The organism is Yoonia sp., assembly GCF_046498525.1.
In the GTDB taxonomy this organism is placed as follows: domain Bacteria; phylum Pseudomonadota; class Alphaproteobacteria; order Rhodobacterales; family Rhodobacteraceae; genus Yoonia.
The window spans coordinates 1-11,442 of record NZ_JAWOAN010000123.1 but is presented as its reverse complement, the minus strand read 5'-3'; the positions used below and the strand labels follow the sequence as shown (position 1 = coordinate 11,442).

Here is an 11,442-nt window from a genome sequence, read left to right as displayed (position 1 = left end):
GAAATCAGTAGTTGCATTGTTCATTCCGTAAGGTTCAAAAATCTTTTCGTGAAGAAGTTCCCCGTAATTTCGCGAGGTTTTTGCACGCAGAATAGTGTCAATCAGGCTGAACAGGGGCGCGATCTGGGGCCTGATATCTATGTCAAACAAGCCCGCGCGATGCAGCGACGCAAGGACCAGCAAGCCACGTTGCGTCAAATTCAGCTACCGACAGCCGTGATTTGCGGGCGTCACGACGGACAATACCAGATGAAAAGGCACGCGTTCCTCGCTGAGCTGATCCCTTATGCGCAATTCGAAATCATTGAGGGCGCGGGCTACCTTCCGACGTTGGAATCGCCCGAGGAAACAACCGATGCATTGCAACGCTGGATGAAGCAGCCGATGATGCTGCGCCTCTGAGCCGTCGGTCAGTGCTTATTTGATTGAGATAACCTTGCTGGCCTTGGCTTTTGACGGATCTGCGTTGGCGTCGATGAATTCCAACACCAAGGGGCGGATATTGTTGCGCCAGCTGCGACCGGCAAAAATGCCGTAATGGCCTGCGCCGGGTTCGAGGTGCGCGGCCTTTTTATCATCAGGCAGACCGGTCAGCAGGCCCAATGCGGCAAGGCATTGACCGGGTGCAGAGATATCGTCGTCTTCGCCCTCGACGATTTTCACGGCGACAGTAGTGATCTTGCTGAAGTCGACCTTGTGACCGGCGACGACAAATTCGTTACGCGCAATTTCGCGACCTTTGAAGATGCGCTCTACCGTCGAGAGATAGAATTCGGCGGTCATATCCATCACAGCAAGGTATTCGTCGTAAAAGTCATTATGGCGGTTATGCTCTGATGATTCGCCTTTGGCCACGCGAATGATTTCATCGCGGAAGGCATTGGTATGTGTTTCGGCGTTCATCGAGATGAACGAGGCCAGTTGCAGCAGGCCCGGATAAACCATGCGTCCGACACCGTTGTACTTGAAGCCAACGCGCTGGATCATCGTCTCTTCCAATTGACCCATCGTCACAGATCGGCCAAAGTCAGTGACTTCGGTATGGTTTGCCTCTGGATCCACGGGACCGCCGATCAGGGTCAATGAGCGCGGCTGTGCGTCCGGATCAAGTTCCGCAAGATAGGCAGTGGCCGCCAGCGCCAGCGGCACAGGCTGGCATACGGCAAGCACGTGGACGTCAGGGCCAAGGGCGCGCATGAAATCCATTAGATAAAGCGTGTAATCCTCGATATCGAACTTGCCGGCGCTGACAGGAATCTGGCGCGCATTGTGCCAGTCCGTGACAAAGACATCGGCATCGGGCAGGAGGCTGATCACGGTCTTGCGCAGCAAAGTTGCGTAGTGTCCCGACATGGGCGCCACCAGAAGGATCTTGCGGGTCCGGTCGGGACGGCCGCCCACACGAAAACGTATCAGATCACCAAAAGGACGTTCGACTACGGGCTCTGTTGTGACCACCATATCTGTGCCGTCGACATTGGTCTGGACCGGAATATTCCAATCAGGCTTGGCGACCATGCGTGCAAAAGTGCGCTCTGTGACTTTGCCCCAGGCCTCAAGCCAATCCATCGCCGGGTTTGCGCCCCAGGACATCATCGGGTAGGATGCATAAGCACGAGCCGTCGCCCCAAGCCACTCATTCGTGTTGCGTATGCCTTCCATCAGGTCGTAGGTCATCATATACTTCATCTTGTCACACTCCGATGGTAGGGGCAGGTTATGCTGCACCTGCAGCATATGCACAAGGAAGCCAAAATGACAACAAACGATTTGGAAGCGCAAGCGCCCGTTGGCCAGAATGTTGCAAAGCTTGAGGCTAACCTTTCACGGGTCGAAGAACTGACACAGCGTTTGTTGAAGGTGATGGGGCAGGGGCGCACTGTGGCGCCGTCATTGCAGGGGCCCAGCCAGGAGCTCTACGTCAAGGCCGCCACCGCCTATATGACCGAAATGATACAGAATCCGGCCAAACTGATCGAACATCAACTGGAATTCTGGGGCAAATCGGTCAAGCATTATGTCGAGGCGCAGCATTTGCTGGCGCAGGGCAAACTGGAGCCGCCAACCGACGAAACCCCCAAGGACCGTCGCTTTGCGCATGAGTTGTGGGACACGAACCCCTACTTCAATTTCATCAAGCAGCAATATTTGCTGAATGCCGCTGCAGTGCAGCAGGCGGTTGAAGATATCGACACGCTTGATTCGGAGGAAAAGAAGCGACTGCGCTATTTCAGCCAGCAAATGGTCGATATGATCAGCCCGACCAATTTTCTGCCCACCAACCCCGAGGCTCTTGCCCTTGCCGCCGAAACGGAGGGCGAAAGCCTTGTTGCCGGTCTGGAAAACATGATCGCCGATCTCGAAGCGAATGACGGCGATCTTGTTGTCACGCTTGCTGACAAGAAAGCCTTCACGCTGGGTAAAAATCTGGCCACAACACCCGGTGCCGTCGTTTACCGCAACCATATTTTCGAGCTGATCCAGTATGCGCCGACGACCGAAAAGGTCTACGAGACGCCGCTGATCATCTTCCCGCCCTGGATCAACAAGTTCTACATTCTGGACCTCAAACCCCAGAACAGCTTGATCAAATGGGCCGTTGATCAGGGCTATACGGTGTTTGTCGTGTCTTGGGTGAACCCCGATGCCGGTTATCGCGAAACGTCTATGACCAACTACATCGAAGAGGGCTATCTGACAGCCCTTAAAGAGGTCAGAGAAATATGTGGCGTAAAGAAGGTGAACGCGGTCGGGTATTGTATTGCAGGCACGACACTGGCGCTGACGCTGGCCTTGATGAAAAAGCGCAAGGACACATCCGTGAACAGTGCCACGTTCTTCACGACGCTGACCGATTTTTCCGATCGGGGCGAGGTCGGTGTGTTTCTCGATAATGACTTCGTCGATGGCATCGAAAGTCAGGTGGAGGAAAGCGGGATGCTGGACTCCTTCTTCATGTCGCGCACGTTCTCCTATCTGCGCTCCAATGACCTGATCTACGGACCTGCCATCAAAAGCTATATGTTGGGAAAAGCGCCGCCAGCGTTTGATCTGCTTTATTGGAACGGCGACGGTACCAACCTGCCTGCGAGGATGGCAGTAGAGTATCTGCGGGGGCTTTGTCAGGACGATAAATTCGCAACCGAAGGCTTTGACGTTGCAGGAGATACTGTGCGGATCAAGGATGTCACCGTTCCGCTTTGCGCGGTCGCCTGCGAGACAGATCACATTGCCGCATGGAAAAGCAGCTATACGGGAATCACCAAGATGGGTTCCAAGGACAAGACATTCATCTTGTCCGAGAGCGGGCATATCGCAGGGATCATCAATCCGCCCAGCAAGAAAAAATATGGCCACTACACCAATCCCGATCTTGGGCTGACACCGGAGGACTGGCAGGATTCAGCGGACAAGCACGAAGGGTCATGGTGGCCCCGCTGGGATTCGTGGTTGTCTGAGAAATCAGGTAAAAAAGTCACGGCACGCACACCCGGGGACGAAAAACACCCCGTACTGGCACCTGCGCCGGGTACTTATGTGCTGAGTAAGTAGCGGAAATTCCATCAATATTCGCATTTAGGGAAAAAATATGCTGCAGTGCAGCAAAAAACCTTGAAATGCTGCACTGCAGCATGTATCTTTGTTTCACGAGATAACAGCGGGTGTTCCCCGCACCCAACCCGAAAGGATGTTTCAATGGCTAATAAAGCACAAGACTTCACCGCGATCTTCAAAGACATGACAGGCGCATTCCCCGTAGACACCAAAGCAATGGAAGAGCAGTTCAAGAACCAGACTGCCCTCGCCGAGAAAATGTCTTCGGTTGCGCTCGACGCTGCTGGCAAATCTGCCGAACTGTCCGCAAAATGGACAAAGGACACCATCGCAAAGATGGAAAACATGTCCAAAGCAAAGGCTGAGCCTGCCGACTACGCAACAGCAATGACAGATTTCGCTTCTGCATCTGCTGAGTCCGCTGCAGAGCACATGTCTGCTTTCGCTGAAATCGCGAAAAAAGTTCAGACACAGACAATGGAACTAGTTCTGGCTGCTGGCAAGAACATGTCCGAGGACATGACTGCTGCTGCAAAGAAAGCCCAGACCGACATGACAGATGTTGCCAAGAAGGCAACTTCCGCTGCGAAGTAAGCTCTATTGAAATCGCCCTCTCCTCCCTGAGGGCTCGATTTCGAAAAACGGTCCGCATCTGCGGGCCGTTTTTTGTTTTGTGCTATTAGGCTTTCTTTTTTAGCACACGCAGCATAGGCTTCTCTGCACTGCAACATGCCTGTGGAGGGACGCCCGTGGCCGACACCAACAAACCGCTCCTGATCAAGCGCTACGCAAGCCGCCGTCTCTATAATACCGAGACGAGTGATTACGTGACACTTGAAGATATCGCGATCTTTATCCGAGAGGGCCGCGAAGTGCAGATCGTCGATCTCAAATCCGGTGATGACCTGACACGCCAGTATCTGTTGCAAATTATCGCGGAGCATGAAAGCCGCGGCGAAAGTGTATTGCCCGTTGATGTGCTGACCGATCTTGTGCGCAGTTACACCACTCAAGCCGTGTCCGTTGTCCCGCAGTTCCTGCAAGCCAGCTTCGAAATGCTGCGCGAAGGCCAGTCCAAAGCGATGGAGAACATGGGCAAGGCCAACCCGATGGCGGCAATGCCCGGTTTCGACGCGATGCGCGCGCAGCAGGAAGCCTTCTTCAAGGCGATGACGGGCGGGATTATTCCGGGCGCTCCGACTTCCGGTTCAGAAGGCGCAAAAGAAGAGGACGATCTTGTCGAAATCAAAAGTCAGCTTGCGGCGCTGCAAGACAAGCTGTCGAAAATGGATAAGTAAGGCGACTGGGTTTAAACCCCCAACCGGTCCCGCAAGGAATACCAAGTCATGGCCAGCCGCAAGATGGGGCTGCGCATAACTGATCCACCCGGAAAACTGGGTATCTTCAGATCGGCGAGCGTATCGAACTTTGCGGCTTGTCCTGCTATAGCCTCTGCCATCACCTTGCCTGCCAGACCGGACAGGGCGACGCCGTGACCGGCGAATCCTCCTGCAGAGACGATATTCGGCGCGACCCGCATGACGGCAGGCAGACGTGTCATCGTCACGCCCACAGAGCCACCCCAAGCATAGTCGATTTTCACGCCCTTGAGTTGCGGAAACAGATCAATGATCCGTTTGTGCAAGAGCGTCGTGATATCGTTGGGGAAACCGATGGAATAACTGGGCCGCCCGCCGAAAAGCAGGCGCCGGTCCTCGGACAATCGAAAGTAATTCACGACCCACTTGCTGTCGTTGACCGCCACATCCTGCCCAAACACCTGATCTGCGCGGTCACCCAAAGGTTCGGTCGCGCAGATAAAGCTATTGAGCGGCATCACGCGCGCCGCAACTTTGCGTTCCAGATTGGGCAGGTATCCATTGCCAGCCAAAATCACATGGCGTGCTTTGACATGGCCCTTGTCGGTGGCCACGGTCGCAGGATCGCCCCGATCAATCCGGAGCACTTCAGAGCGTTCGTAGATGCGCGCCCCAGCCGCCTCGGCCAAGCGTGCCAGCCCGAAGGCATAGCGCAAAGGGTGGATATGTCCGGCGCCCATGTCCAGCAGTCCCCCCTCATATTGCTGTGATTTCACCAGACTGCGCATTTCATCGCGGTCACACATACGTGCCTGCGCATAGCCGTAGTCTTGTGTCAGCAAATCAACCTCGGTCCGATCGTGGGCTGCATCTTGCGGCGTATAGGTGCCGTGGATCAGGCCGGGTGTGTAGCGTGCTTCGGGGATATGATCGGCGCAAAGTGTCCGCAGGTCCGTCTTTGCTTCCTCGGACAGATCCCAAAGCGCCTTGGCATGATCATGACCAATTTTCTTGATCAGTGTGCTCTGATCGCTGTTGTATCCGCTGCAGACCTGACCACCATTGCGTCCTGATGCACCAAAACCGGCGCGATGGGCATCCAGAACCACCACATCGAAACCCTTTTCCGCCAGATGCCGCGCGGCGGAAAGCCCGGTATAGCCTGCACCGACAATGCAGACATCAGCGGTGGAGTCGCCCTGTAGCGGGGGCCGCTCATTGGGGATTTCTGCGGTTGCCGCATACCAGCTGCGGGGAAATTCGCCGGGGCGGTCGTTACGGTAAAGCGGATTCATGAAGGACGCAGGTGAAGGATCACGCGACCACGCGTTCTTTGAAGAACCGTGCAATCTGTTGCGCAATACGCGGGTTGTCCACCGGTTTATCGAGGTTTGCATGGGCTTCGGCCAGCATCTCATCGGGCACGACACCCTTGCCGCGATGCGCGACCAAGCCCCCCATGAACTGCGCGCCGTATTCAGGGTGCGGTTGGGTCGTGAATGCGCGATTGCCGTAGACAAGTGCGGCATGTCGACAGAAGTCATTGGTGGCAAAAACCGATGCGTCAGCCGGAAGCTCGGTCACTTGGTCCTGGTGCCATGCATTCAGCGCCAGAGTTTCGCCGTTCCAGTCATATATTGTCCTGCCAGCCGCCCAGCCGCCCGCGAATTTCTCGACCTTGCCACCCAGCGCCTGCGCAATGATCTGATGCCCAAAGCAAATGCCGACAAGAGGAATGTCAGCGGCATAGACGTCGCGGATCAGGGTTTCGAGGAGGGGAATGAATGCGTGGTCTTCATAGGCGCCATGCTTGGACCCGGTGATGATCCAACCATCGCAGTCATGGATGGTGTCGGGGAATTCCATGTCCACGACAGAGTAGGTGGCAAATGAAAAGCCGTTGCCATCCAGCATCCGCTCGAATTGAACAGCCATGTCGCCAGTGGTCGGCAATAACGCTTCATGCGCGTGTCCGGTTTGCAGAATGCCAATTTTCATGGGTGAACTCACTTTGAAACTTTGGACCTAAGATAGTCAAACAAACGTAAACTGCCAGCCCCCGATGTCATACAAGATCAAGATAATGATCAAGCTGTTCTTCCGGTGTCATCTCTCCGAAATATTGCATTTCCTGCCGCTTGGTGCGGACCAGATTGTCTACCAATTGTGGATCAAAGATGCGGCGGGCAAGTTTGCTTTTCTCAAAGGCATCTATCGCACCGCTCCAAGTATCCGGTACCTGAGGCAGTTTTTGATCGTAGGCGTTGCCGGTGATCGGGGCAGGAGGCGTCATGCCGTCCTCGATCCCGACAAGCGCAGAGCCCAGAACGGCGGCCAGAAACAGATAGGGGTTCACGTCACCACCGGCGAGCCGGTGTTCGATACGCCGTGCAGCAAAGCTGCCTCCGGGAACACGGACCGTCGCGGTGCGATTGTCATAGGCCCAGCAGATGCTGGTCGGCGCGTGAGCCCCCGGCACCAGCCTTTCATAGCTGTTGCCGTGCGGTGCAAAGATCAGCGTCAGATCGGGGATTCCGGCAAGACACCCTGCAATCGCGTTTTGTAGCATAGGTGCGCCTTCGAAAGTGCCGTTTGCAAACGCGTTGTTCCCGTTCTCGTCCAGTATCGAGAAATGGGTATGCAATCCGTTGCCGGCATAGTCTTCATAAGGCTTGGCCATAAAACTGGCGGCCATCCCATGATTGCGCGCAAGGCCGCGCACCAGCATCTTGAAAAGCCACGCATCGTCAGCGGCTTTCAAGGCATCGGGCACATGTTCAAGGTTCACTTCGAACTGGCCTTCACCACCCTCTGAAATTGCCGCTTCCGCTGGAATGTCCATCGTTTCGCAAGCCTCGTAGAGGTCATTGAAGAACGAATCGAACGTATCGAGCGCGCGCAGGGACAGGATCTCGGCACCGGCACGACGCTTGCCGGATCGGGGGGATTTGGGTTGGCGGATTTTCTTTCCGCTGTCGTCGATCAGATAGAATTCCATCTCGGTCGCGGCAACGGGGGTCAGGCCGTGGTCTTTGTAGCGTCGCAAGACCCGTGCCAGCGCATGACGGGGGTCGCCCGAAAAAGGAGTACCGTCATCCGTGAAAGACCACAGTGGCAGAAGCGCGGTATGCGAGCCAAGCCACGGCATCGGCACATAGCCACGTTCTGTCGGCATCAACAGCCCGTCGGCATCGCCGGTCTCGAAGACAAGCGGACTGTCGTCGATATCTTCGCCCCAGATATCAAGGTTGAGGACAGACAGGGGAAACCGCGTGCCTTCCTGCTCCAGTTTTTCCGCAAAGCGGCGCGGCACACGCTTGCCCCGCGCCTGGCCGTTCAGATCGGCAGCGCCGCAGCGCAGGTTGCGGATTTCGGGGTGATCGTCGATCCAACTCATCGAATTATCTGGGGCCTTATTTTCAGGGCTTTGCGCCGCTCTTGTGGCAAGTGACGGTTCAGCCGGTTGTTGATCAATCCGAAGATGCTGATGATGATCAACGTCAATACGATGAAATATCCGGCAAGGATCGGGTAGGGGACAAAAGGGTTAAAGGTCTTGTCGGCAAAATAGTTGGCATAATAAAGCGCATCGCCGCGTTGCTGGATGGCGGGAAAGCCTGAAAAGAAGACCAGCGTCGTGGCATGGAACAGAAAGATCGCCTCGTTGGTATAGGCAGGCCATGCCAGCCGTAGCATCGTCGGCCAGATCACCCGCCGGAAGCGTGCCCAACCCGACAGGCCATAGGCATCTGCTGCCTCTGTGTCGCCTTTGGGGATGGATTGCAGCGCGCCGTAGAAAATCTCGCCCGAGTAGGCAGCGGTGTTGAAAAAAAGCACGACCAACGCCCCCAGCCATGCAGATGTGAACGGGTCAAAGACAGGGCTGACCCCTTTGAGGCTGAGAAACAGGAAATACGCAAAGAAGAACTGGATAAAAAGCGGTGAGCCGCGAAACACGAAGATGAACCATTCGGCAGGCTTTCGGATCAGCGGATTCCTGGCTGCTTTGCCAAGTGCGACTGCCGTGGCCAGAAAGAACCCCGAGCAGAGCGCGAACACACCGAAGTAGACATTCCAGATCATGCCGGAACCGATGAGCGTAAATTGCTGGCATAGCGTGAAATCGCTGCGCGGCAGCAGCCGTTCGCCAATACCCTGGCTGCGCAGTGCATAATCCGCGATGGTATCCCAACAGCTCATGCCGCGGCCTTGCGCTGGGCTTCGCCCGCTGCAGTGGCTTGGCCATGGGTCAGCTTGGCCATGATCCGGTCCAATACGACTTCGGACACTTTGGTAAAGCAAAGATAAAACACCAGAAGCGCCAGAAAGTACCACATGCGCCAATCAGGATGCGGGTAGTCGGTGAACCGTGGTTGCTTGGCACCGCCCAGTTCGCGGGCCCAGTAAACGATATCCTCGACCCCTAGCAGGAACAGCAAAGGGGTTGCCTTGATCAGCACCATCCAGAGATTGGACAGGCCCGGCAAGGCATAGACCCACATTTGCGGGACAAGAATGCGCCAGAAAGTCTGGCGGCGGCTCATGCCGTAAGCCTCGGCCGTTTCAAGCTGACCTCTGGGGACGGCACGCATCGCACCGAACAGCACGTTTGCGGCGAATGCCCCGAACACAATGGCAAAGGTCAGAACGGCCAGCATGAAGCCGTAGGTTTCATGCACCCACTGCGGGGCGTTACCCATCGGTAGTTTGGCAGCTGTGCAAACGACAAAGTCATTGCCCTGACGGATCGGTTCGTCCCAGTCGGGGCATTTGATCTTATGGCGGATGTATTCAAACGCCTGATCAAGCGCGATCACGAAGAACAGGAAAAAGGCAATGTCAGGAATGCCACGTACGACCGCGATATAGGTGTTTCCGATCCAGCGCAGCGGGGCGATGTTGCTACGGGCCGCCGATGCACCTGCAAAGCCAAAGGCAAGTGCTGTGGGCGCAGTGATCGCCAGCAGCAACAGAACCGTCCCGACGGCCCAATACATGGCCATATGCTTGCCTGTGGTCAGGTAGCAGCTTAGCCATCGGACGCCTTCGAGCGTGGCGGGATCTGTACAGAAATCGAAAATGGCGGAGCCTGACAGTTAAAAGAGCGTTTCGCGCATTTGAGGAAAGAAAAGACGAGAAGATGCGCCCCGGACGTCTATCCGGGGCGCATCAAGAGCTTAGAATGTGGACGATTCTGGAAGCCACTTTGTGATCAGCGCATTCAACGAACCGTCCGCTTTCATAGACTGGATTGCAGCGGTGAATTTGTCGCGCAGTTCTGTGTCGGACTGGCGCACACCAAGGCCGATACCGCCGCCGATCAGGACATCGTCACCAATAAATGACAGTTCGGCGTCAGATGCGGCAATTGGCTCCAGAAACGCTTTGTCGGCAAGAACGGCGTCTGCCTCGCCCGCTTTGACGGCAGCGATGGTTTCATCAGGCGATGCGAACTCCAGCAATGTAGCACCTGACATGCCGGCCACATGGGCCGCCTGGATTGTGCTGGCCTGTGCCGCGATAACCGCATTCTCCAGGTCAACTTCACCCATTGCGACGTAGGCAGATGGATCGGGCTGCGTGTAGGCATCTGAAAAGTCGATGACTTCCTTGCGCTCTTCCGTGATCGACATGCCTGCCATGATGGCGTCGTAGTTGCCGGAAACAAGGTTGGGGATGATGCTGTCCCATTCGTTTGTGACCCACTCGCAGTTCAGTTCGGCGCGGATGCAAAGCTCGTCGCCCAGTTCACGCTCGAACCCGTCAACTTCACCAGCGTCATTAATAAAGTTGAACGGAGGGTAGGCGCCCTCAGTGCCCAGACGCACGACAGTGTGCGCGTCTGCGAATGTCATTGAGCCTGCGACGGCGAGTGCAGCCGTGGTAAGGATAAGGTTTTTCATCAGTTTTCTCCCGATTTGATGATTTAGGAAACCGTGGCGGACAAAAAGCCCTGTAGCCGCTCGGTCTTTGGGTTGCCGAAGAGTTCAGCCGGGGGGCCTTCTTCTTCGATTTTGCCTTGGTGCAAAAAGACGACGTGGTCACTGACATCAGCGGCAAGGCGCATGTCGTGCGTCACGATGATCATGGTACGCCCCTCAGCGGCCAGATCCTTGATGACTTTCACGACTTCCTGTTCAAGTTCAGGGTCCAACGCGCTTGTCGGTTCATCAAAGAGCAACGCCTTGGGCTCCATGCACAAGGCGCGCGCGATGGCGGCCCGTTGTTGTTGACCGCCCGAAAGTTGGGCGGGGTACACATCGCATTTGTCGCCGATGCCGACTTTGGCAAGGTATTTGCGGGCTGCGGACTCGACCTCGGCCTTGTCACGTTTCAGCACGGTCAGAGGCGCTTCCATCACGTTTTGCAGTATCGTCATATGCGCCCAGAGATTGAACTGCTGGAACACCATCGACAGGTTCGTGCGGATGCGGATCATCTGCGCGTGATCGCCCGGATGCCGGTTCTGGCCGGTGCCCTTCCAAATGACGGGTTCGCCACAGAACAGCACATCACCCTGCTGGCTGTCTTCAAGCAGATTGGCGCAGCGCAGCAAGGTCGATTTACC

General features: G+C 55.8%; 12 protein-coding genes. 4 read left to right on the top strand and 8 right to left on the bottom strand.

Annotated features, from left to right (window positions below; all coding sequences use genetic code 11):
• On the top strand, window positions 1-402 hold a 402-nt coding region (locus R6T97_RS08595), incomplete at its 5' end, for an alpha/beta fold hydrolase (protein WP_410348877.1).
• 15 nt (window positions 403-417) lie between these two features.
• Here the strand turns inward: R6T97_RS08595 and phaZ are convergent.
• The gene (gene phaZ / locus R6T97_RS08590) at window positions 418-1,689 is read right to left on the bottom strand and encodes a polyhydroxyalkanoate depolymerase (protein ID WP_410348876.1); all 1,272 of its coding nucleotides are present in this window, start codon (window positions 1,687-1,689) and stop codon (window positions 418-420) included.
• 66 nt (window positions 1,690-1,755) lie between these two features.
• On the opposite strand from phaZ, the gene R6T97_RS08585 reads away from it, so the two are divergent.
• The 3 genes from R6T97_RS08585 to phaR all read left to right on the top strand — a co-directional run bounded on the left by R6T97_RS08585 (window position 1,756) and on the right by phaR (window position 4,853).
• Window positions 1,756-3,552 (top strand): PHA/PHB synthase family protein, encoded by a 1,797-nt coding sequence (locus R6T97_RS08585; protein ID WP_410348875.1) that lies wholly within the window; start codon window positions 1,756-1,758, stop codon window positions 3,550-3,552.
• 144 nt (window positions 3,553-3,696) lie between these two features.
• The gene (locus R6T97_RS08580; protein ID WP_410348874.1) at window positions 3,697-4,149 is read left to right on the top strand and encodes a phasin family protein; all 453 of its coding nucleotides are present in this window, start codon (window positions 3,697-3,699) and stop codon (window positions 4,147-4,149) included.
• Window positions 4,150-4,304: 155 nt separating this feature from the next.
• Window positions 4,305-4,853: a polyhydroxyalkanoate synthesis repressor PhaR gene (gene phaR / locus R6T97_RS08575; RefSeq protein WP_410348873.1), complete on the top strand. Its 549-nt coding sequence runs from the start codon at window positions 4,305-4,307 to the stop codon at window positions 4,851-4,853.
• 11 nt (window positions 4,854-4,864) lie between these two features.
• On the opposite strand, the gene R6T97_RS08570 is transcribed toward phaR, so the two are convergent.
• The 7 genes from R6T97_RS08570 to R6T97_RS08540 form a co-directional block, all read right to left on the bottom strand.
• Window positions 4,865-6,169, bottom strand: a complete 1,305-nt coding sequence (locus tag R6T97_RS08570; RefSeq protein WP_410348872.1) for an NAD(P)/FAD-dependent oxidoreductase — start codon at window positions 6,167-6,169, stop codon at window positions 4,865-4,867.
• 19 nt (window positions 6,170-6,188) lie between these two features.
• On the bottom strand, window positions 6,189-6,872 hold the full coding sequence (locus R6T97_RS08565) for a type 1 glutamine amidotransferase (protein WP_410348871.1): 684 nt from the start codon (window positions 6,870-6,872) through the stop codon (window positions 6,189-6,191).
• A 67-nt stretch (window positions 6,873-6,939) separates the two neighbouring features.
• Window positions 6,940-8,271, bottom strand: coding sequence for a glutamine synthetase family protein (locus R6T97_RS08560; RefSeq protein ID WP_410348870.1), 1,332 nt, complete (start codon window positions 8,269-8,271; stop codon window positions 6,940-6,942).
• A complete protein-coding gene (locus tag R6T97_RS08555) occupies window positions 8,268-9,074 on the bottom strand; it encodes an ABC transporter permease (RefSeq protein WP_410348869.1) in 807 nt (268 codons plus the stop codon). Before R6T97_RS08555 ends, R6T97_RS08560 begins: the two co-directional genes overlap by 4 nt.
• Window positions 9,071-9,955 carry an ABC transporter permease gene (locus R6T97_RS08550; protein WP_410348878.1) on the bottom strand — a complete coding sequence of 295 codons (885 nt, stop codon included), beginning with the start codon at window positions 9,953-9,955 and terminating at the stop codon, window positions 9,071-9,073. The genes R6T97_RS08555 and R6T97_RS08550 overlap by 4 nt, the downstream gene beginning before the upstream one ends.
• A 96-nt stretch (window positions 9,956-10,051) precedes the next feature.
• Window positions 10,052-10,777: a transporter substrate-binding domain-containing protein gene (locus R6T97_RS08545; RefSeq protein WP_410348868.1), complete on the bottom strand. Its 726-nt coding sequence runs from the start codon at window positions 10,775-10,777 to the stop codon at window positions 10,052-10,054.
• 23 nt (window positions 10,778-10,800) lie between these two features.
• On the bottom strand, window positions 10,801-11,442 hold a 642-nt coding region (locus R6T97_RS08540; protein ID WP_410348867.1), incomplete at its 5' end, for an ATP-binding cassette domain-containing protein.

Coding starts and splice junctions, on each gene's coding strand:
- phaZ (WP_410348876.1), bottom strand. CDS start 1,689: ATGAAGTATATGATGACCTACGACCTGATGGAAGGCATACGCAACACG.
- R6T97_RS08585 (WP_410348875.1), top strand. CDS start 1,756: ATGACAACAAACGATTTGGAAGCGCAAGCGCCCGTTGGCCAGAATGTT.
- R6T97_RS08580 (WP_410348874.1), top strand. CDS start 3,697: ATGGCTAATAAAGCACAAGACTTCACCGCGATCTTCAAAGACATGACA.
- R6T97_RS08570 (WP_410348872.1), bottom strand. CDS start 6,169: ATGAATCCGCTTTACCGTAACGACCGCCCCGGCGAATTTCCCCGCAGC.
- R6T97_RS08565 (WP_410348871.1), bottom strand. CDS start 6,872: ATGAAAATTGGCATTCTGCAAACCGGACACGCGCATGAAGCGTTATTG.
- R6T97_RS08560 (WP_410348870.1), bottom strand. CDS start 8,271: ATGAGTTGGATCGACGATCACCCCGAAATCCGCAACCTGCGCTGCGGC.
- R6T97_RS08555 (WP_410348869.1), bottom strand. CDS start 9,074: ATGAGCTGTTGGGATACCATCGCGGATTATGCACTGCGCAGCCAGGGT.
- R6T97_RS08545 (WP_410348868.1), bottom strand. CDS start 10,777: ATGAAAAACCTTATCCTTACCACGGCTGCACTCGCCGTCGCAGGCTCA.